This is a genomic window from Georgenia sp. Z1344 (genome assembly GCF_049856295.1).
GTDB lineage: Bacteria > Actinomycetota > Actinomycetes > Actinomycetales > Actinomycetaceae > JB111.
Genome location: NZ_JBNDMZ010000001.1, coordinates 268,393 through 287,451 on the forward strand (window position 1 = coordinate 268,393; position 19,059 = coordinate 287,451).

Sequence of the window (19,059 nt, forward strand, 5' to 3'; positions counted from 1 at the left end):
CTCGCCAGGGCCGCCCGCCGCTGAGACCGCGTGCCACCGGGGCCCCGGAGTTCCTACCATCGGGTGGTGAGAACGAACCAGAGCACGACCTCCGGCGACGACGGGCAGCCGACCGCGGAGCCGACCCCCGAGCCAGCCGCGGAGCCGACCACGCCCGCCGCCCGGCTCCCGCTGCGCCCCGACCTCGCGGGCCTGAGCCCGTACGGCGCCCCCCGGATCGACGTGCCGGTGATCCTCAACGTCAACGAGAACCCGTTCGCGCCTGCCCCCGAGGTCGCCGAGGACATCGCCCGCGCCGTCCAGGCCGCCGCGACCGGCCTCAACCGCTACCCGGACCGCGACTTCCCCGAGCTGCGCGAGCAGCTGGCGGCCTATCTCGCCGTCGAGTCCGGCGTCGAGCTCGGTCCGGAGCAGATCTGGGCGGGCAACGGGTCGAACGAGGTCCTCCTCCACGTGCTCCAGGCCTACGGCGGCGCCGGCCGCACCATGCTGACGGCCACGCCGAGTTACTCGATGTACCCCGAGTACGCGCGCGACACCCAGACGGCCTTCGTCACCGTCGACCGCGCGGACGACTTCACGGTCGACCTCGACGCCACCCGCGCCGCGATGACCGAGCACCGCCCGGCGGTCCTCGTCCTCGCCAGCCCCAACAACCCCACCGGGACGGCGCTCGCCACCGAGGACCTCCTCGCGCTCCTCGAGCACGCGCGGACCACGGGCCCCGCGGACACGCCCACGGGCCCCGACGACGCCGACACCCCCACCGCGACCGTCGTCGTCATCGACGAGGCCTACGGCGAGTTCCGCCGCGAGGGCACGCCGTCGGCGCTCGAGCTGCTCGCGGACCACCCGCACCTCGCCGTCGCGCGCACGATGTCGAAGGCCTTCGGCATGGCGGGCCTGCGCCTGGGCTACCTCGCGGCGGCGCGCGAGCTCGTCGACCACCTGCGCGTCGTGCGCCTGCCGTACCACCTGTCCGCGATCACGCAGGCCGCGGCGCTCGCGGCCCTGTCCCACCGCGACTCCCTCATGGGCCAGGTGAAGCTGCTGCGCGACGAGCGCGACGCCCTCGTCGACCACCTGCGCGGCCGCGGGCTCGAGGTCGCCGACTCGGACGCGAACTTCGTCATGTTCGGCCGCTTCGAGGACCGGCACGCGGTGTGGGACTCTCTGGTGTCGAGGGGCGTCCTCATCCGCGAGGTCGGCCCGCAGGGGATGCTGCGCGTGTCGGTCGGCACGCCCGAGGAGAACGACCGCTTCCGGGCGGCGTTGGAAGAGGTGCTGTCATGAGCAGGACGGGACGCGTCGAGCGCACGACGTCCGAGTCGCAGGTGCTCGTCGAGCTCGATCTCGACGGCGAGGGGCGGACCGAGATCTCCACCTCGGTGCCGTTCTACGACCACATGCTCACCGCCCTGGGCAAGCACTCGGGCATGAACCTCACGGTGCGCGCCACGGGCGACATCGAGATCGACGTCCACCACACCGTCGAGGATGTGGCGATCAGCCTCGGCCAGGCGCTGCGCCAGGCCCTCGGCGACAAGGTGGGTCTCACGCGGTTCGCCGACGCCACCGTCCCGCTCGACGAGGCGCTCGCCCACGTCGTCGTCGACGTCTCGGGCCGGCCCTACTGCGTGCACACCGGTGAGTCCGAGGCGCAGGCCCTCCACCTCATCGGCGGCCACTTCACCGGTTCTCTCACGCGGCACGTGTTCGAGTCGATCGCCCACCACGCGGCGATCTGCCTGCACGTGCGCGTCCTCGCCGGCCGCGACCCGCACCACGTCGTGGAGGCCCAGTTCAAGGCCTTCGCCCGGGCGCTCCGCGAGGCGGTGACGATCGACCCGCGCGTCACGGGCGTCCCGTCGACCAAGGGCGCGCTGTGAGCGTGCCCGCCACGCCCGACCGGCTCGCGATCGTGCTCACGCCGTTCGCGCGCCCCGACGTCGTCGCCGCCGCCTGCAAGCAGCTCGGCATGACGGACGCCGTGGCCGTGCCCTCGCGCTCCGGGGTCGTCGTCACGCGCCCGCTGCCGGCCAAGGCCGAGCACACGGACTGGGACATCGCCGAGCTGTTCGGCGAGGCCCCCTCCGCTCCCGCCGGGCCGGGAACGTCCATGCCCGACGACGACGCCGCCGCGCCCGGTGCGGACCCGCTCGGCGGCGCGGACGCTCGTCGTGACGCTCCCGCCGGGCGGAACCCGCTGGCCGGAACGGCGCGCGACGCGAGGAGTGCGGGCGGCGCCGCGGACGTCAGCGCCGCGGACGCCGGCGCCGCGGACGCCGGCGCTGCGGACCCGAGCAACGACACGGGCGCCGACCGGGGAAGTGTCGACCCGGGCGACGACCAGAGCGGTGGCACCGCCGAGCTCACCGCCGCCGACGCCGCCGAGGTCGCGCTCCCCGAGCCGAGCGAGAACGCCGGCGAGGAGCTCGCGACGGCGATGTCGACGATCACGCGCCGCGGCGTCGTCCTCGTCCTGGCCGACCTCGGCGTCGACACCGGACTCGAGAGCGGTCTCGCCGGGCACCTCGTCGCGCGCGAGTGGACCGCCGGCGAGCCGGGCAAGGAGGTCCCGCCGGGCCTGCTGCTCGCCAACGCCGACGACGTGGTCGAGGACATCGTGCTCGGCCGCCGCGCGCCCGACGAGATCAAGGGTGCGGTCCGCGCGATCGACGTCACCGGCCGCGGCCCCAAGCGCCGCCTGTTCGGACGGGGCGACTGAGTGGGGACCACCGGCAACCCGACGCCCGGCGACAGGACGGGTAGCGACGAGTTGCGCACCGACCCTGCGAGCACGGACGGGGCGAGGACAGACTCGGCGCGCACCGACGAGGCGGGCACCGACTCGGCGCGCACGGACGCGCCGCACACCGACGTGCCGCGCACCGACCCTGCGAGCACCGACTCGGTGCGCGCCGGCTCGCTGCCCGCCGACGCGACACGCCGCCCGAGCGTCGTCGTCCTCGACTACGGCTCCGGGAACGTGCGCTCCGCCGTGCGCGCGCTCGAGCGCGCCGGCGCGGACGTCACCCTCACCGCCGAGCCCGCCCTGGTCGAGGCGGCGGACGGCGTCGTCGTCCCCGGCGTCGGTGCGTTCGCCGCGGTCATGGAGCAGCTCCGCGCCGTCGACGCGCCGCGGCTCATCGACCGCCGCCTCGCGGGCGGGCGCCCGGTCCTCGGCATCTGCGTCGGGCTCCAGGTCCTGTTCGACTCGGGCACCGAGCACGGCGTCCGCGCCGACGGCCTGGGCCAGTGGCCCGGCGAGGTCACCCGCCTGCCCGCCGAGGTCGTGCCGCACATGGGCTGGGCGACCGTCACGCCGCCCGCCGGCAGCCGCCTGTTCGCCGGCGTCGAGCACGAGCGCTTCTACTTCGTCCACTCCTACGGGGTGCTGACCGATCCGGCCGCCGAGTTCACCGACGGCCGCACCACCCCGCCCCAGGTCACCTGGTCCGAGCACGGCGCCCCCTTCGTGGCCGCCGTCGAGAACGGGCCGCTCACCGCCACCCAGTTCCACCCCGAGAAGTCCGGCGACGCCGGCGCGCACCTCCTGCGCACCTGGGTGGCCGATCTCGGAGGATCCGCATGACCGCGCCCGACCCGACTGCCGCCGCCGCAGCCCACGACGCTCCGACCGCTGCTGCCCCCGGGGATGCCTCGGTCCCAGCCGCCGCAGCCCCCACCGCCGCCGCAGCCCCCACCGCCGCCGCCAGCGGTGGCGACGCACCCCCGCTCGTCCTGCTGCCCGCCGTCGACGTCGTCGACGGCCGCGCCGTCCGCCTCGTCCAGGGCGAGGCCGGCTCGGAGACCGAGTACGGCGAGCCCGCCGAGGTCGCCGCCCGCTTCGCCGCCGACGGCGCCACGTGGATCCACCTCGTCGACCTCGACGCCGCCTTCGGCCGCGGCTCCAACCACGAGCTGCTCGCCCGCATCGCCGGCGAGCTCGGCATCTCGGTCGAGCTCTCGGGCGGCATCCGCGACGACGCCTCGCTCGCCCGCGCCCTCGACGCGGGCGCGACCCGCGTCAACCTCGGCACCGCCGCGCTCGAGCAGCCGGAGTGGACGAGCAGGGTGATTGCGGAGCACGGGGACCGGATCGCCGTCGGGCTCGACGTCCGTGGCACCACGCTCGCCGCGCGCGGCTGGACCGAGGACGGCGGCGACCTGTGGGACGTTTTGGCCCGCCTCGAGGCCGACGGCTGCGCGCGCTACGTGCTCACCGACGTGACGAAGGACGGCACCCTGCAGGGCCCCAACCTCGAGCTGCTCGCCGAGGTCGCCGCGCGGACGTCCGCGCCCGTCGTCGCCTCCGGCGGGATCTCGAGCCTCGCCGACCTCGCCGCCCTGCGCGAGCTCGTCCCGGCCGGGATCGAGGGGGCGATCGTCGGCAAGGCCCTGTACGCCGGCGCGTTCACGCTGCCCGAGGCGCTCGACGTGGCGGGACGCGCATGAGCGAGCTCGTCCCCGGCTCCGGCCGCCGGCCCTCCGAGCTCTCCGACTCCGCCGGCCAGCCGTGGGCCGGGCGGATGCTCAAGGCCAACCCGTTCGCCGGCGACGACGGCTCGGTCACCGAGTCGATGGCCGCCGCCCTCGCGCAGACGGACCCGGCGCGGCGCCTGCTCGACGTCGTCGCCGAGCTGCGCACCGGCCGCGTCCTCGTGCCCGTCGTCGCACACTCGCACCCCGGCACCGAGGACGGAGAGGTCGCGCGGCACGAGAAGCAGATCTCCGGCGACGCCCAGGCCGACGCCGTGGCCTCCGCCGCCTCCGTCACCGTGGCCACGCCGGACGGGCGAGCCGCCCTGCCGGCCTTCTCGAGCTACGACGCCATGCGGGCCTGGGACCCGAGCGCCCGGCCGGTGCCGGTCGAGGGCACGCGCGCCGCCGCGTCGGCCACGCAGACCGAGGACCAGATCCTCGTCGTCGACCCCGGCTCGGAGCGGCCGGTGCTCGTGGGCCGGCCGGCGGTCGGAGCCGTCGCGGCGGGGGAGGAGTGGGTGCCGCCGTGGGAGGACGAGGACCTCCCGACGGCGGTGACCTCCGCCCTGCGCGGGTCGTCGAACATCCTCGGGGTCCGGCTCGAGGCCGGCGTGCGCGCCGAGCTGCGGGTGGTCCTCGCGGTGCGGCCGGGGTTCGACCGGGCGGGCCTCGAGGCCGAGCTCGCGCGCGTCTCGGAGCGCCTCGGCGAGCTCGAGGAGCTGCGCCACCGGGTCGACTCCCTCGAGCTGTACCCGGCGCTCGTCGCGGACGATCAGACCGGCTGACAAGGGCGCGGTTCGTCGTCGTCGGGCATGTGTCCCCGCCGAGACGCACGGCACGTGCGTGACCTCTGGGAGCCGACGCCGCCGCCTGGTAACATGGATGGCTGACCGGCCGGTCGCGTCCGCGTGACCGGCGAGCAAGCGGAGAGATCCCACCTTGGCGCCCCTGGGGCACCGGGTATCTGGTCGGGCGAGGCGGACCGTCTCGTCCATGTGCGCTCCGGCGTACGCCCAGGCCTCCGCGCTCTTGCGTCGGAGGCCTTTGTCATGGCTCCCGGCGGTCGGTCGGCGATATTCCCGACGGAGCAAGGAGCTCAGCATCAGCGAGACCCGTATCAACGACCGTATCCGCGTCCCCGAGGTTCGACTCGTGGGCCCTGGCGGAGAGCAGGTCGGCGTCGTCCGCGTGGAGGACGCCCTTCGGCTTGCCCAGGAGGCGGACCTCGACCTCGTCGAGGTGGCCCCCGACGCGCGACCGCCGGTCGCGAAGCTCATGGACTACGGCAAGTTCAAGTACGAGTCGGACGTGAAGGCCCGTGACGCCCGCCGCAAGCAGGCGAACACGATGCTCAAGGAGATCCGCTTCCGCCTGAAGATCGACGCGCACGACTACGAGACCAAGAAGGGTCACGTCGTGCGGTTCCTCGAGGGCGGCGACAAGGTCAAGGTCATGATCATGTTCCGCGGCCGCGAGCAGTCGCGCCCGGAGATGGGTATCCGTCTGCTGCAGCGCCTCGCGGACGACGTCGCGGACCTGGGGTCCGTCGAGTCCGCGCCGCGCCAGGACGGCCGCAACATGACCATGGTCATCGGGCCGTACAAGAAGAAGTCCGAGGCGCACACCGAGCAGCTGAAGAAGCGTGCCGCCGAGAAGGAGGCCCGCAAGGCGTCCTCCGAGGAGCACAAGGACGAGAAGAAGCAGGCCGACGCCGCGAAGCCCGCGGCCCAGGCGCCCGTCGCCGCGCCCGACGCGCCCGTCATCGAGGCGCCCGTCTTCGCCAAGGCGCCGCCGTCGGAGCGCACGTCCGCCCCGGCGCGCCCCGCGTCCTCCGGCGCCCCGCGCACGTCGGGCTCGTCGTCGGGCCCCTCGCGTCCGTCCTCGGGGTCGTCGCGGCCCGCGAGCTCTGGTCGTCCGGCGTCGTCCGGCCCGTCGCGTCCCGCGTCCTCGGGTGCGTCGCGTCCGTCGAGCTCGGGTGCGCCGCGTCCGGCGTCGTCCGGGTCCGCCCGTCCGGCGTCGTCCGGCTCGGGGGCCCCGCGGCCCGCGTCGTCGGGGAGCGGTTCGCCGCGTCCGTCGGGCTCGGGTGCGCCGCGTCCGGCGTCGTCGGGCTCCGGTTCGCCCCGGCCGTCGGGCTCGGGCTCCGGCTCCGGCTCGTCCGCGGGGTCGGCGCGTCCGGCCGCCTCGGGCACGCCGTCGCCGGCGCGGTCGACCACATCCTCCGGCGGCGCCACGCCGTCGGCACCCAAGCCTGCAGCCACGCCGGCCACCGCCGCCAAGCCGGCTGCTGCACCGAAGCCGGGAGCGCCGAAGCCGTCGGCGACGCCCCGGCCCGCCGCCCCCAAGCCGGGAGCCCCCAAGGCCTCGGCCTAGCGGCCAGCAAGGAACGTCCGACGGCCGACAGGTCACGAACGCAGACGTCGCGCGAGGGCGCGACCGAGAGGGAAGCATGCCGAAGAACAAGACGCACTCCGGTGCCAAGAAGCGGTTCCGGGTCACCGGCTCCGGGAAGATCATGCACGAGCGCACGCGCAAGGTGCACAAGTTCGCCGAGCGGTCGCGCCGGCAGGTCCGTCGTCTGTCCAACGACGGCGAGATCACCGGCGGCGACGCCAAGAACGTCAAGAAGATGCTCGGCCTGTAAGGCCTGAGCAGAGGTTGAGGAGCACCTGACATGGCACGTGTGAAGAGGGCGGTCAACGCCCACAAGAAGCGCCGTTCGACGCTCGAGAAGGCGTCGGGCTACCGCGGGCAGCGCTCGCGTCTCTACCGCAAGGCGAAGGAGCAGGTCCTCCACTCGGAGACCTACGCCTTCCGCGACCGCAAGGCTCGCAAGGGCGACTTCCGTCGTCTGTGGATCCAGCGCATCAACGCCGCGGTCCGCGCCGACGGCCTGACCTACAACCGGTTCATCCAGGGCCTCAAGGCCGCCGAGGTCGAGGTCGACCGCCGCATGCTCGCCGAGCTCGCGGTCTCCGACCCGGCCGCCTTCTCGGCCCTCGTCGAGGTGGCGAAGAAGGCCCTGCCGACCGACGTCAACGCGCCGGCGGCCTGACCTGGCCCCGGACCGTGCGGGTCGCTCCGAGCGCCCGGACGCACCGCTGACCAACCCCCGCTCCGAGCGGGTGCGGAGGGTGGCGGCGCTGTCCGGGCGCTCGGCGCGTTCCAGGCACGGCCAGTTCCTCGTCGAGGGACCGCAGGCCGTGCGCGAGCTCATGCGCTTCGCGCCCGAGCGGGTCCGGGACGTCTACGTCGCCGAGGACGCCGCGCTTCAGCATCACGACGTCGTCGAGGCCGCGCTCGAGGCCGGGGTCTACCTGCACGAGGCGACCGCCGAGGTCGTGCGCGCGATGAGCCCGGACGCGCAGGGCGTGCTCGCGGTGGCGAACATCGAGCGCACCGGGCGTCGTGCCGGTGCCGGGGCGGCCGCCGGGGCTGCCCGCCGGGGCGGTGGAGACTCCGGTCACGAGGCCTCCTCGGTCGGGAGTGCCGGTCACGACGACACCCCCTCCCCGACGCCGGACCTCGCCTCCGTGGTCGCGTCCGGTCCGAGATTGGTCGCCCTTCTCGTCGCCGCCGGCGACCCCGGAAACGCCGGGACGGTCATCCGCTCCGCCGACGCCGCAGGGGCCGACGCCGTGCTCATGGGCACGGGCAGCGTCGAGGTCACCAATCCCAAGGTCGTCCGCGCGACGGCCGGCTCGCTGTTCCACCTGCCCGTCGTCGGCGGGGTGGAGGTCGAGGCCGCCGTGTCCGAGCTGCGCGCCGCGGGGATGCAGGTCCTCGCCGCCGACGGCGCCGGCGACTGGGATCTCGACGAGCTCGCCGACCGCGCGCTGGCCCAGGCGCACGGGCTGCAGCTCTCGGTCGAGGGCGAGCTCGCAGCGACCGACCTGCTCGCCCCTGACCTGGCAGCACCGACCGTCTGGCTCGTCGGCAACGAGGCGCACGGTCTGACGGCGGCTCAGCGTTCGCTCGCGGACGCGGTCGTGCGCGTGCCCGTCCACGGCGCCGCCGAGTCGCTCAATCTCGCCACCGCCGCCGCGCTGTGCCTCTACGCCAGCGCCCGGGCCCAGCGCCGCGAGGTCTGAGGGCGCGGGGTCTAAGAGGGCACGTGGTATGCGGGCACGGGGTCTGACGGCACGGGGTCTAAGAGGGCACGTGGTCTGAGGACACGGGGTCTAAGAGGGCACGTGGTCTGAGCCGGCAGGTCATACGAGCGGGGGCGTGACTCCGACGTCGTAGACGAGATGCCGGCCCGGGCGCGTCCGACATGTGTGCGTCCGACGTGTGTGCGTCCGGTCCTTGCATGCACGGCCCGTGCGGGGCTGGTCGGTGTGCGTCGCCCCCTCGGGTGCGCCGACGTCGTCGAACTCGCCCGTGGCGTCAGGGCGTGGGACTCCGCCCAGGGTGCGGTCACCCGCGTCCACCGCGTCCAGCTCGACCCGGACCCCCTCGGTCGGTCGGTGCTCGGCGCGCCGCCCGCCCGGCATGAGGTGAGTGACCTCGACCCCGCGCACGAGCACGAGGTGGTCGGCGAGCAGACGGCGATGGCAGCGCCACCAGACGGACTCGCTGCACATGACGGCGACAGTGGCCTCGTCGGCGATCGTGAGGAGCTCGTCGACGACGTCGAGGAACTCCGGAGTCTCCATGTGGTCCGCGTAGGCGCGGAACGACTCGTGCCGCAGCGCCACGTGCCGGCTGCCCGGCACCGGGCGTCGCCGCCCGCCAAGAGGCTTCGCCCACCGGTACTCGATCCCGCCGTTCGGCACCCATCGCTCCATCTCGCCCTGACCGAACTGCGGGTTGCGACGGCTACCGGGAAACGAGCGTATGTCGATGAGGCGTGCGACGCCGGCGCCGTTCAACAGCTCGAGCAGCTCCTCGGCCTCCTGGCGGCCGTGCCCGACGGTCAGCACCGTGGTCATCCTGTCAGCGTAGGCACGGTGGTGGTGCGGGCGCCCGTCGAGTCAGGCGCCCCGCTCCCGTTCGACGGTGTGGCGGAACCCGATCCGGCGCCGCATGCGCGCGCCCCCGGCATCGCCCGGTCGACGACGGCGTGCAGCTCGTCGAAGGACATCGTCGGGTCCTTCACCAGGTGCTCGGGCGACGATGCCTCGCGACGTGCCGACGCGCGCCGCGAGCTCCACGACGAGGCACCCCCGGCCGCACCCGACGCCGAGTGCCCGCGCGGGGGTGCGGGGGATGCGGCGCACGATCCACGGGTGGAAGTGGTCGTTGTGGCTCCGCGGGTGGCGATCGTTGAAGGTGACGAGGCAGCTTCTGACGCGTCGCAGCGCGGGGGCAGTCAAGCGCCCGACGTCGAGCAGTCGACCCGGGCTCATCGCTGCCGCGCCACGCGTGCCTCGTCCCACACGGGCTCGGAGGTCTCCCGCACCGTGCCGTCCGATCCGAGCACGAGGAACCGGTCGAAGCTCCGGGCGAACCACCGGTCGTGGGTGACCGCCACGACGGTGCCCTCGAACGCGGCGAGCGCCTCCTGCAGCGCCTCGGCGGAGTGGAGGTCGAGGTTGTCGGTCGGCTCGTCGAGCAGGAGGAGCGTTGCGCCGGACAGCTCGAGCAGGAGGATCTGGAAGCGCGCCTGCTGTCCGCCGGACAACGAGTCGAAGGTCTGCTCGGCCGACCTGGCGAGGCCGTATCGGTCGAGTGCGCGGGCGGCGAGGTCTCGCGGGCGCCCGACCCGGTGCTCGTCGCCACGGTGGAGGATCTCAACGAGTGTGCGGCCGTGCAGTGCCGGCTGCTCGTGCGTCTGGGCGAACCAGCCCGGTCGGACACGCGAGCCCAGCCGTGCGACGCCCGTGTGGGGGACCGACGGCACCACGGTGTCCCCGACGGGTAGGTGCTCCTTCTCCGGGGTGGTCCCGCCGCCGGCGAGGAGGCGGAGCAGGTGCGACTTCCCCGACCCGTTCGAACCGAGGACGGCCACGCGCTCCCCGAACCAGATCTCGGCGTCGAAGGGGTCCATCAGTCGGCGACCGCCGGTGGCGTCTCCGGGATCGAGCAAGGTGAGGCCCTCGGCGACGATCGCGCGCTTGGCCGTGCGCCCGCCGACGAGTCGCATCCGCACGTCCTGCTCGATCGAGACCTTCTCCGGTGGGCCGGCCTTCTCGAACCGCTCGAGGCGCGTGACGGCGGCCGAGTAACGGGACGACATGTCCGAGTTGTATGCCGCCTTCTGCTTGTACATCTGGACGAGTCGCTTGAGCTTGAGCCGTTCCTCCTCCCACCGCTTGAGCTGCTCGGCGAGGTCGGCGTTCCGTGCCTCACGCGCGTCGTGCCAGGTGGCGAACGACGCCGGGTGTGTCCACGCGACCGCCCCGGCGGCGCCCGGCTCCAGCGTGACGACGGCGGTGGTGGTCGCCGAGAGCAGCTCACGGTCGTGGCTGACGAGGAGGACCGACTTCGACGACGCGCGCAGGCGCTCCTCGAGCCAGATCTTGGCGGGGACGTCGAGGAAGTTGTCCGGCTCGTCGAGGACGAGGATGTCGGCCGGGCCGGCCAGCATCGCCTCGAGGACCAGTCGCTTCTGCTCGCCGCCGGAGAGGGTCGAGGCGTCACGCCAGCGGGCGCGCTCGAACGGGAGCCCGAGGGCGTCGGTGCACACGGCGTCCCAGACGGTGGTCTCGAACTCGTAGCCGCCGGCGTCGCCCCAGTCGGACAGTGCCTGGGCATACGCCATCTGGGCGGGTTCGTCGTCGACCTCCATGACGGCGAGCTCGGCGGCATCAAGTGCCTCGGAGGCCTGTCGGATCCGTTCCGGTGCCACGCCGAGCAGCAGGTCCCGGACGGTCGCCTCCCCGCCGGTCCGGCCGACGAGCTGGCTCATGTGCGCGATGGCTCCCTGCCGCGTGATCGCGCCGTCCTGCATGTCGAGGTCGCCGGTGATGAGTCGGACGAGGGTGGTCTTGCCGGTGCCGTTCGGCCCGACGAGAGCGACCCGCGCACCGTCCCCGACGCCGAAGCTCACCTCGTCGAGCAGCGGCCGCCCGTCCGGGAGCGCGTACGTGATGCCGGAGACGTCCAGGTGGGCCATGCGTCGATCATCGGCCAGGCTGCTCGGTCGGCGCGAGGGGATTGCCGGTGCCGCCGCTGGCACGGCTGCCGTAGTCGTTCTCACGCTCGCCGGCGTCGCTGAACCCGCTCGCGAGGCTCGAGACGGTCCTCTGCGCCTTGAGCAGTCGACCGTTGCGGTCGTAGAAGCGCCACTCGCCGTCGTCGCGCACGATGGAGACGGTGTTCGCATGCACCCAGTCATGGTGGTGCCAGCACAGGAGGATTCCGTGCTCGACGCTCGTGGGGCCGTTGTCCCGGGCCCATTGGAGCGAGTGGTGGATCTCCCCGAAGCCCGGTGGTTCGTCGCAGCCCGGGAACTGACAATGTCGGTCGCGGGCATGGATGGCCCGCACCATGTGGGCGGGGAAGATCCGTTGTTCCCGGCCGACGTCGAGCACCGTCGAGTCGGGCCCGAAGATCACCCGGGACAGCGAGCTCTCGCAGGTGAGCCGGGACAGCAGCGCCGGCGGGATCGGGGTGCCGTCCTCGAGCGTGGCCGGAGCGACCCCGGCCATCGCACGGGGGTCGATCGCGGTCGAGATCACGTGGGCGTCGCCCGGGCTCCAGGCCTGCAGCCACTCCCGGGCGTCATCGGAGAGCTCGAACAGCGGCTCGTCGGTACCTGCCTCGCGCGGGCCTCCGAGCCGACGCAGCGCTGCGAGATCGGAGTGGGGCGGGAAGAACGCGCTCGATCCGACGTCCGGACCGTCGATCGGCCTGTCGTCCGCAGATGCCTCGTCGACCGGTGGCACCACCGAGCCGGTCGCTGCCGCGAGAGCACGCAGCGTCTCGATCTCGACGGTGACGGTCACGTGCGGCCGGACCCGGGCGTGGGCGCCCTGCAGCCCGACGTCGAGGGACTGGTGCGCGAGGGAGACGAGGGCGGCGGCCCGGCGCTGTGCCGGCGTGCGGGTGTCCTCGGCACTCTTCGTCCCCATGTGGGCGTCCAGTGCCTCGTGGACGACGCGGCCCGACAGCTCGTCGAGCCACCCGGCAACGTGGTAGCCGTCGAGGGTGGGAGCGATCGTCAGCTCCTCCTTGGTCTCCGCCTCGCGCCACGCCTCGTCGGCTGCCTCGGGGTCGGCCATCATGGCCCACGTCCGCACGACCTTGCTGAACTCGTCGGCGGTCATCAACTGCGCCTGCGCGACGAGGAACTCCTCGCCGAGCTCCTCGTCCAGGAGCTGCTTCTTGAGGTTCGAGGTCCGCAGGGCCTCGCGGACGAGGATGTTGACGTGCTCGATGCCGATGAGGCCCTTGCCGAGCGCCGTATGGGTGTGCGGCAGGTGCTCACGCAGCGCTCGCGAACGAGTGACCTGTCTCCCGGCGGCACCCGACGTCGTTCCCGTGGTGTGCCGTACGAAGGCCTTGAAGGTGCGCCATCCCTCGATCGCCCACAGTCCGTTCGCCTCGGCCGCGGTGAGGACGCCGGCCTTGGCGGAGGCGATCTGGCGCTCCGCCATCTCGATCAGCCGGTGAGCCTCGTGCACGGTCGATCCGGTCTGCGCATGCCAGTTCGTCTCGACGGCTCGGTCGAACTCCGCGACGACCGCCCGCAGCGACTCGACCGGGTCCCGGTACTCGGCGTCGTCGCCCGAGCCGTTCGCACCCTTCGGACCAGCCGATTCGCTCGCACTGTCCGCCCCGGGCCACCAGAAGTGGGGTTCAGCGGAGTCGACCATCTCGTCGTAGCAGGGGAAGTGCGGGTGCAGCTCCGCGTACTCGTGCTCGCCGTCCAGGCCAAGCTCAGAGGTGAACCACTCGTCGAGGTCGACATCGCTGAGAGGCTGCGCCTCGAGGTTGTCCGCGGACATCGGGTCCTCGGCCGCCCAGTCCCGGGACGGCTGGCGCTCCCACCAGTCGTCGAGATTGGCCATGAGGGTACGGGCATCGAATTCCCGTGCACCGAGTGCAGAGAGCACCATCGCAGTCACCTCCTCGACCTGATGAGACCACTCTACTCGAACAGGTGTTCGAGTGCAAGGGGTGTGAGCCGGCAATCCGTTCGACGGCAGTTGAGTGCGGAGAGCCCACGCGGGTCGCGCGAGTGGATCGGGAGGAGAGCCCGCGTGGGCGCGTGGGTGGATCGTGAGGAGGGCCCGCGTGGGCGCGTGGGTGGTTCGGGAAGGCGTCCGCGCGGGCTGTGCGGGGGAGGTGGAAGGCAACCGCTCGGGGCGCGCGGGTGGGCCCCGGAGTGCCTCCGCGCTGGTCGTGCGGGTGGGCCGCGGCACCGCGACCTCAGCGGTCGGCGTTGAAGTTCCTGCTGTACGTATCCCGGATCGACTCCCAGCCGTAGCCGAGGGCGTCCGCACCGACGACGCGATCGACGTCGTGCCCCGAAAGAAGTGCGGAGAGCGTGCTGAGGCAGATCGCCCAGCCGGCCGCCATCATCGCGGCCTCCTGCGGGTCGGCGACAGACTGCCGGAGCTCGATGTTCGACTCCGTGTCCGTGATGTGCCGGACCCACCAACGCACCGTCGACGGGCCCCAGCGCAGCTCGATCAGCCTGCGGCTCGGATCGACCACGAGGACCTCGGCGTCGACGGGATCGTCGCCCGGGTTCTCGCGCACGGTTGCGGGGCCCGGAAAGTCGAGCACGCGGTCGGGCACCATCGGCGACCAGCGTGCGAGCAGCGCGGGCTCGACGAACCAGCGCCAGGCCTCGTCGGCGCCGCCGTCGACGTCCCAGCCCGTGTCGAGCCACCGGGTCCCGGACGGGTCCTGCGTGAGTGAGGCGTAGAACTCGTAGCGGTTGAGCTGGTCGACGACAGCGCGCTGGAGGGCTCCGCCGTCGGTCGTGCCGTCAGCCATGCACGTATCCCTCGAGGTGGTCGCGTTCGGCCTGAAGCTCGTCGAGGCGGTTCTTGACGACGTCCCCGATGGACACGATGGCCACCATCTTCTCCTCGTCGACGACGGGCAGGTGTCGCACGCGGTGCTCCGTCATCGTCCGGGCGAGGGATTCGAGCTCGTCCTTGGGTCCGCATGTGACGACCTCGCGGACCATGATGTCGCTGACGAGCCGCGAGGTGGCGCCGTCCTCCCGGACCAGGGGCAGGAGGTCGCGCTCGGCGACGATCCCGTCGACGTGGCCGTCGGAGTCCGAGACGACGACCGCGCCGATGCGGTGCTGCTCGAGCAGGTCGAGGAGCTCCCCGACGGTGGCGTCGGAGCGGATGGTGACGACCTCGTGTCCCTTGCGGCGGACCACCTCGTCGATACGCATGTCGCGATGCTAGTCCTCGATATGGCGTGGGTCACGGGTGAGCTTGTTGGGGCGTGCTGAGGGGGCGTCGTCGGGGTTGTGGTTGGGCGCCGTGTTCGTGGTCGAGAGTGCGGTTCAGTGCGCCGTCATCCGTCGGGGTTGTGGTTCGTCGTCGTCGAGAGTGCTGCTGGGTGGGTGAGTCAGCAGTGGTTGTGGATGGCGCATTCGGGGACGAGGCGGACTTCTCGGGTGCGGACCTCGAAGGGGTCGGTGCGGGTGGTGATGGGGATGGTGCCGGGGATGGGTTGCCAGTCGGTCTCGCCCTGGACGAGGAACTCGGCGGTCCATTCGGTGGTGAGGGTGACGTGGATGGCGTCGTAGCCCTGGGTGTAGGGGTGGGAGATGGTGTGGTTCGGGTAGGGGGCGCCGGGGCCGGTGGTGGTGAAGGGTTCGGTGCCGTCGTTGGGGTCCCAGGTGTGTTCTGTGGGGGTGAAGCGGACGAAGACCTGGGTGCCGAGGATCTCGGTGGTGGCGATGTGTTCGCGGGCGGTGGTCCAGAGCAGGACGGGCATCTGGGCGAGCTGCCACCGGCCGTCCATCATCGCTTCGCCGGGTTCGACCAGCAGGTCGACGGCTTCCTGGTAGCTGACGGTGATGACGACGGGTGCTGCGGCCTGGACCGGCGGTGGGGGAGCCCCGGGAGTAGCTGGCGTGGCGGTGGGCGTGGTGGGTTGGGGTCTGCCGCGGTTGCAGAAGAGGTTGTCGTCGAGAATGATCTCGGCGGCGCCTTGTCGGCGGTATTCCGAGGTGCAGTCCAGGCGGGGGCCGTGGATGAGTGCGCGCCAGGTGCCGGTGTTGGCCCCGGCGTCGATACCGAGAATGGGGTTGTCGGCCCGTGTGCCTGTCGGGGTAGGCGCGGGCCGGTGATCGTCGATGAGTGGGTTGGCGTTCGGATCTATATCGGTGCACGTGCCAGTGCCCGTGATGTTTGACCCGACTTCGGTGTTGCCAACGTCCACTCTGGCGTTGGAGGAACTGCCTGCGCCGACTCCTGCGCAGGGGTTGGCGAATGCGTGGTGAGGAACAGCAAATGGCACCAGGCTCAGTATCGCGATGGCGATGATCGCCCTAGTGATTCCAGATCTCATTGGTTTGCTTCCTCATCGCCATACCAGGTGCTGAGGCCGGAAACGGTCCACCGGTTACCGTCCCACGATGTGTCCACGAAGTAGGTCACGGATTGTGCTGCGAACTCGCCGATGAGTTCGCCATGATGGTCGGCCTCGGTTCCCGCTTCATGGAGCCCTTGGACTGCCACACTCCAGGTTGATGGATCGGTTTCAGATTGGCCCGCAAGTGAGTCGTACAGAACAAACGACTCGCTATCGATGTAGATGCCTTCCCGGACATTCGTGCGAATCTGGTCAGTGGCATCACGGCAGGTGCCGCAATCTGGAGATGCAATCTCCTCGAGCTCAGCGACATTGCCGGTGACGGACGCGTAGTCGAGTAGTTCAACCACGTACTCCGCCGTCGCGACTGCCCCTGCTTCGCCGTCTTCACTCATCTCGGGCGGCTGCTCGGGAGCGGGCCGGCCGCGCCGCTCGAGCTCCCACTCGGTGAAGTCGATGTCGTCGGTCGAGACCTCCGACGGCGACTCCTCGCCACCGCTCGGCGCCTCGGTCGGGGACTCGCCGCCGTTCGACCCGCCGTCCGACCCGGTCTCCGACCCGCCCTCGGAGCCCGTCTCGGACGTCCCGCTCTCCGACGTCGGCTCGCTCGTGGGCCCGTCACCACCTGTCCCGGGCCCGGTGCTGCTCTCGTCGTCGTCCCCGTCGCCGCACGCGGCGAGCCCGAGTGCTGCGATGAGCACCCCCGTCGACCACGCCGCTGCGCGACGCCCCCCTGATCGCGTCATGTCCGAGACGCTAGCGGGTCAACGCCCCACACCCACCTGACTTCACGAAATCTGTGGATAGATGGACAGCACGGCGCAATGTGGACTCGCGTGAGCGGCCGATCGGCGAGTGGGCATGGACTGCTGGGCCCGGAGGGGGCCCGGACCGCGGGGCCCGGAGGGGGCATGGACTGCCGGGCCCGTACGCTCGCCCCATGACCGACGAGCACGCGGAGACCACGCCCGGCACCCCCAACACCCGCGACGCCGACCACCCCACCACCCCCGCGATCGAGGCCGTCCGCGCCTCAGGCATCGCGCACGAGGTCACGCGTCACGGCCGGGTCTCGTCGCTCGAGGAGGCGGCGGCCGCGCGCGGCGTCGAGCCCCGCGACCTCGTGAAGTCGATGGTCGTCCGCATCGACGACGAGCACTACGTCTTCGCCCTCGTCCCCGGCGACCGCCAGATCTCGTGGCCCAAGCTCCGCGCGCTCCTCGGCGTCTCCCGCCTCTCCATGCCCGACGCCGACCGCGCCCGCGAGGTCACCGGCTACGAGCGCGGCACCATCACGCCCTTCGGCTCGACCACCGCCTGGCCCGTCTACGTCGACGAGTCCGTCGCCGGCCGCCGGATCTCGATCGGCGGGGGAGCGCCCGGGGTCGGGATCACTGCGCAGGCCGACGACGTCGTCTCCGCCGTGGGCGCCACCCTCGCCGACATCTCGGAGTAGCGGTGGCGCCGGGGTGCCACACGATCACCCCGCACGACGACGAACGGCGGACGCGACGAGGGGCCGGCAGTCTCCCTGCCGGCCCCTCGTCCTGCTGTCACCCGCGCGACGGCGCGACCGCACGTGACCCCGCGCCGCCACGACCGCACGTGACACCGCGCGGCCACGCCACCGCGTCGTTCGTCGTCGTGCGCGGTTCTTCCGCCCCGCCACGTCCCGCCGGCACCTTCCGGCAATGGCCTACTTCCCGGGAGCCGCCTTGACCTCGGGCTTCCCGCCGGACACGTGCGTGCGGGGGAAGCGGGCCTCGGGCGGCGCGTCGCCGACGATGATGTTGTGCCCGCCGCGCCACGTGAGGTAGCGCGAGCCGAGGTTGACCATCGTGGCCACGCGGTTGCGCTGGCCGAGCAGCGAGATGAGGTGCACGCCCGTCCAGATCGTCCACGCGGGGAACCCGGTGAGGTTGGGCAGGCCGCGTACCTCGGCGACCGCGGAGCTGCGGCCGATCGTCGCGAGGATCCCCTGGTCGTCGTACTGGAAGGGCAGCGCCCGGCGCGCGGGACGGTGGTCGCGCGCGGCACCGGTCTCCTCGGCGATGACGGCGCCCACGTACTCGCCGCCCTGGATCGCGGGCTGCGCGAGCTGGGGGAGGCCGGCCGGGCTCACGGCGGCGTCGCCCACGGCGTAGATGTCCTCGACGCCGACGACCTTGAGGTACTCGTCCGTCTCGAACCGGCCGCCCTTGCCCTGCGGCAGGCCCCAGTCGCCGACCTGCTTGTAGGCCGTCACACCGCCCGCCCAGATGACGACCATCGCCGGCAGGAAGGTGCCGTCGGCGAGCTCGACGCCGTCCGACCGCACCTCCTTGACGCCGCTGCCGAGCCGCAGGTCCACGCCGCGCTCGCGCAGGGCCTCCGCGGTGTACCGCTGGCTGTGCTCGGAGAACGGCATGAGCAGGTTCGGCGCCATGTCGACCAGCGTCACGTGCATCCGCGACTTGTCGATGTCCGGGTAGGCGATGGGGAAGTCCTTGTTGCGCAGCTCCGCGAGCGCGCCGGCCGTCTCGACGCCGGTCGCGCCACCTCCGACGACGACGACGCGCACGTCGCCCGGGTCCGGGTGCTGAGCGGCGGCCTCGAGGCGCGCGAAGAGGGTGTCACGCAGGCGGATCGCCTGGCTGCGCGTGTAGAGGGGGTAGGCGAGCTCGTCGGCGCCGGGCGTGCCGAAGAAGTTCGCGGTCACGCCGACGGCGAGGACCAGCCGGTCGTAGCGCATCCGCCGACCGTCGGCGAGCTGCACGCGGTGCGCGTCGGCGTCGACCCCCGTGATCTCCCCGCGCACGACGCGCAGGTTCTTCTGCTTCCCGCGCGCCGAGCGGAGGAAGTAGGAGATGTCGCCGGGGTTCAGCGTCGCCGTGGCCACCTGGTAGAGCAGCGGCTGGAACGTGTTGTAGAGGTTCTTGTCGACGAGCGTGACGTCGACCTCCGCGTTCTTGAGCGCGCGGGCGGCGGCGAGTCCGCCGAAGCCGCCGCCGACGATGACGACGTGCTCGCGCACGCCACGGCGGTTGGGGCTGGGCTCGAGCCGCTTGAGGCCAGGGACGTCGGACTCGGTCGAATCGGTCATGTCTCAACCGTAGAACTGCCGTGGCGATCACGGCGAGTGGG

General features: G+C 72.5%; 19 protein-coding genes. 11 read left to right on the top strand and 8 right to left on the bottom strand.

Annotation, left to right across the window (positions count from 1 at the left end):
* Window positions 1–171 precede the first annotated feature (171 nt).
* The 10 genes from ACPYO6_RS01255 to ACPYO6_RS01300 all read left to right on the top strand — a co-directional run bounded on the left by ACPYO6_RS01255 (window position 172) and on the right by ACPYO6_RS01300 (window position 8,573).
* A complete protein-coding gene (locus ACPYO6_RS01255) occupies window positions 172–1,293 on the top strand; it encodes a histidinol-phosphate transaminase (RefSeq protein ID WP_425713191.1) in 1,122 nt (373 codons plus the stop codon).
* Complete coding sequence (hisB, locus tag ACPYO6_RS01260; protein WP_425713068.1) at window positions 1,290–1,889, top strand: imidazoleglycerol-phosphate dehydratase HisB; 600 nt, start codon at window positions 1,290–1,292, stop codon at window positions 1,887–1,889. Before ACPYO6_RS01255 ends, hisB begins: the two co-directional genes overlap by 4 nt.
* Window positions 1,886–2,728, top strand: coding sequence for a hypothetical protein (locus tag ACPYO6_RS01265; RefSeq protein ID WP_425713069.1), 843 nt, complete (start codon window positions 1,886–1,888; stop codon window positions 2,726–2,728). The genes hisB and ACPYO6_RS01265 overlap by 4 nt, the downstream gene beginning before the upstream one ends.
* Before the next feature lie 186 nt (window positions 2,729–2,914).
* A complete protein-coding gene (hisH, locus tag ACPYO6_RS01270; RefSeq protein WP_425713192.1) occupies window positions 2,915–3,595 on the top strand; it encodes an imidazole glycerol phosphate synthase subunit HisH in 681 nt (226 codons plus the stop codon).
* On the top strand, window positions 3,592–4,458 hold the full coding sequence (priA, locus tag ACPYO6_RS01275; protein ID WP_425713070.1) for a bifunctional 1-(5-phosphoribosyl)-5-((5-phosphoribosylamino)methylideneamino)imidazole-4-carboxamide isomerase/phosphoribosylanthranilate isomerase PriA: 867 nt from the start codon (window positions 3,592–3,594) through the stop codon (window positions 4,456–4,458). The genes hisH and priA overlap by 4 nt, the downstream gene beginning before the upstream one ends.
* On the top strand, window positions 4,455–5,270 hold the full coding sequence (locus tag ACPYO6_RS01280) for an SseB family protein (RefSeq protein ID WP_425713071.1): 816 nt from the start codon (window positions 4,455–4,457) through the stop codon (window positions 5,268–5,270). The genes priA and ACPYO6_RS01280 overlap by 4 nt, the downstream gene beginning before the upstream one ends.
* A gap of 367 nt (window positions 5,271–5,637) precedes the next feature.
* Window positions 5,638–6,855, top strand: a complete 1,218-nt coding sequence (gene infC, locus ACPYO6_RS01285; protein ID WP_425713072.1) for a translation initiation factor IF-3 — start codon at window positions 5,638–5,640, stop codon at window positions 6,853–6,855.
* A 76-nt stretch (window positions 6,856–6,931) separates the two neighbouring features.
* On the top strand, window positions 6,932–7,126 hold the full coding sequence (rpmI, locus tag ACPYO6_RS01290) for a 50S ribosomal protein L35 (protein ID WP_425708670.1): 195 nt from the start codon (window positions 6,932–6,934) through the stop codon (window positions 7,124–7,126).
* Window positions 7,127–7,156: 30 nt separating this feature from the next.
* On the top strand, window positions 7,157–7,537 hold the full coding sequence (gene rplT, locus ACPYO6_RS01295; RefSeq protein WP_425713073.1) for a 50S ribosomal protein L20: 381 nt from the start codon (window positions 7,157–7,159) through the stop codon (window positions 7,535–7,537).
* Between the two features lie 46 nt (window positions 7,538–7,583).
* Window positions 7,584–8,573, top strand: a complete 990-nt coding sequence (locus tag ACPYO6_RS01300) for a TrmH family RNA methyltransferase (RefSeq protein ID WP_425713193.1) — start codon at window positions 7,584–7,586, stop codon at window positions 8,571–8,573.
* Between the two features lie 120 nt (window positions 8,574–8,693).
* Here ACPYO6_RS01300 and ACPYO6_RS01305 read toward each other — a convergent pair whose 3' ends face one another.
* From ACPYO6_RS01305 to ACPYO6_RS01335, 7 genes are all read right to left on the bottom strand, one after another.
* A complete protein-coding gene (locus tag ACPYO6_RS01305; protein ID WP_425713074.1) occupies window positions 8,694–9,413 on the bottom strand; it encodes a DUF488 family protein in 720 nt (239 codons plus the stop codon).
* Window positions 9,414–9,826: 413 nt separating this feature from the next.
* Complete coding sequence (locus tag ACPYO6_RS01310; protein ID WP_425713075.1) at window positions 9,827–11,539, bottom strand: ABC-F family ATP-binding cassette domain-containing protein; 1,713 nt, start codon at window positions 11,537–11,539, stop codon at window positions 9,827–9,829.
* A gap of 7 nt (window positions 11,540–11,546) precedes the next feature.
* Window positions 11,547–13,436: a DUF222 domain-containing protein gene (locus ACPYO6_RS01315; protein ID WP_425713076.1), complete on the bottom strand. Its 1,890-nt coding sequence runs from the start codon at window positions 13,434–13,436 to the stop codon at window positions 11,547–11,549.
* Window positions 13,437–13,797: 361 nt separating this feature from the next.
* Entirely contained in the window at window positions 13,798–14,370 is a 573-nt protein-coding gene (locus ACPYO6_RS01320; RefSeq protein ID WP_425713077.1) for an SRPBCC domain-containing protein, read from the bottom strand.
* A complete protein-coding gene (locus ACPYO6_RS01325) occupies window positions 14,363–14,785 on the bottom strand; it encodes a CBS domain-containing protein (RefSeq protein ID WP_425713078.1) in 423 nt (140 codons plus the stop codon). The genes ACPYO6_RS01320 and ACPYO6_RS01325 overlap by 8 nt, the downstream gene beginning before the upstream one ends.
* Window positions 14,786–14,964: 179 nt before the next feature.
* The gene (locus ACPYO6_RS01330) at window positions 14,965–15,912 is read right to left on the bottom strand and encodes a hypothetical protein (RefSeq protein ID WP_425713079.1); all 948 of its coding nucleotides are present in this window, start codon (window positions 15,910–15,912) and stop codon (window positions 14,965–14,967) included.
* Window positions 15,909–16,637 (bottom strand): DUF6318 family protein, encoded by a 729-nt coding sequence (locus ACPYO6_RS01335; RefSeq protein WP_425713080.1) that lies wholly within the window; start codon window positions 16,635–16,637, stop codon window positions 15,909–15,911. The genes ACPYO6_RS01330 and ACPYO6_RS01335 overlap by 4 nt, the downstream gene beginning before the upstream one ends.
* A gap of 239 nt (window positions 16,638–16,876) precedes the next feature.
* On the opposite strand from ACPYO6_RS01335, the gene ACPYO6_RS01340 reads away from it, so the two are divergent.
* Window positions 16,877–17,392 (top strand): aminoacyl-tRNA deacylase, encoded by a 516-nt coding sequence (locus ACPYO6_RS01340; RefSeq protein WP_425713081.1) that lies wholly within the window; start codon window positions 16,877–16,879, stop codon window positions 17,390–17,392.
* A gap of 240 nt (window positions 17,393–17,632) precedes the next feature.
* Here the strand turns inward: ACPYO6_RS01340 and ACPYO6_RS01345 are convergent, their stop codons facing one another.
* The gene (locus ACPYO6_RS01345) at window positions 17,633–19,018 is read right to left on the bottom strand and encodes an NAD(P)/FAD-dependent oxidoreductase (RefSeq protein WP_425713082.1); all 1,386 of its coding nucleotides are present in this window, start codon (window positions 19,016–19,018) and stop codon (window positions 17,633–17,635) included.
* Window positions 19,019–19,059: the final 41 nt, after the last annotated feature.

Bases quoted from the DNA above. Each gene is read 5' to 3' on its own strand.
- hisB (WP_425713068.1), top strand. From the start codon at position 1,290: ATGAGCAGGACGGGACGCGTCGAGCGCACGACGTCCGAGTCGCAGGTG.
- priA (WP_425713070.1), top strand. From the start codon at position 3,592: ATGACCGCGCCCGACCCGACTGCCGCCGCCGCAGCCCACGACGCTCCG.
- ACPYO6_RS01280 (WP_425713071.1), top strand. From the start codon at position 4,455: ATGAGCGAGCTCGTCCCCGGCTCCGGCCGCCGGCCCTCCGAGCTCTCC.
- rpmI (WP_425708670.1), top strand. From the start codon at position 6,932: ATGCCGAAGAACAAGACGCACTCCGGTGCCAAGAAGCGGTTCCGGGTC.
- rplT (WP_425713073.1), top strand. From the start codon at position 7,157: ATGGCACGTGTGAAGAGGGCGGTCAACGCCCACAAGAAGCGCCGTTCG.
- ACPYO6_RS01305 (WP_425713074.1), bottom strand. From the start codon at position 9,413: ATGACCACGGTGCTGACCGTCGGGCACGGCCGCCAGGAGGCCGAGGAG.
- ACPYO6_RS01310 (WP_425713075.1), bottom strand. From the start codon at position 11,539: ATGGCCCACCTGGACGTCTCCGGCATCACGTACGCGCTCCCGGACGGG.
- ACPYO6_RS01315 (WP_425713076.1), bottom strand. From the start codon at position 13,436: ATGGCCAATCTCGACGACTGGTGGGAGCGCCAGCCGTCCCGGGACTGG.
- ACPYO6_RS01320 (WP_425713077.1), bottom strand. From the start codon at position 14,370: ATGGCTGACGGCACGACCGACGGCGGAGCCCTCCAGCGCGCTGTCGTC.
- ACPYO6_RS01325 (WP_425713078.1), bottom strand. From the start codon at position 14,785: ATGCGTATCGACGAGGTGGTCCGCCGCAAGGGACACGAGGTCGTCACC.
- ACPYO6_RS01330 (WP_425713079.1), bottom strand. From the start codon at position 15,912: ATGAGATCTGGAATCACTAGGGCGATCATCGCCATCGCGATACTGAGC.
- ACPYO6_RS01340 (WP_425713081.1), top strand. From the start codon at position 16,877: ATGACCGACGAGCACGCGGAGACCACGCCCGGCACCCCCAACACCCGC.
- ACPYO6_RS01345 (WP_425713082.1), bottom strand. From the start codon at position 19,018: ATGACCGATTCGACCGAGTCCGACGTCCCTGGCCTCAAGCGGCTCGAG.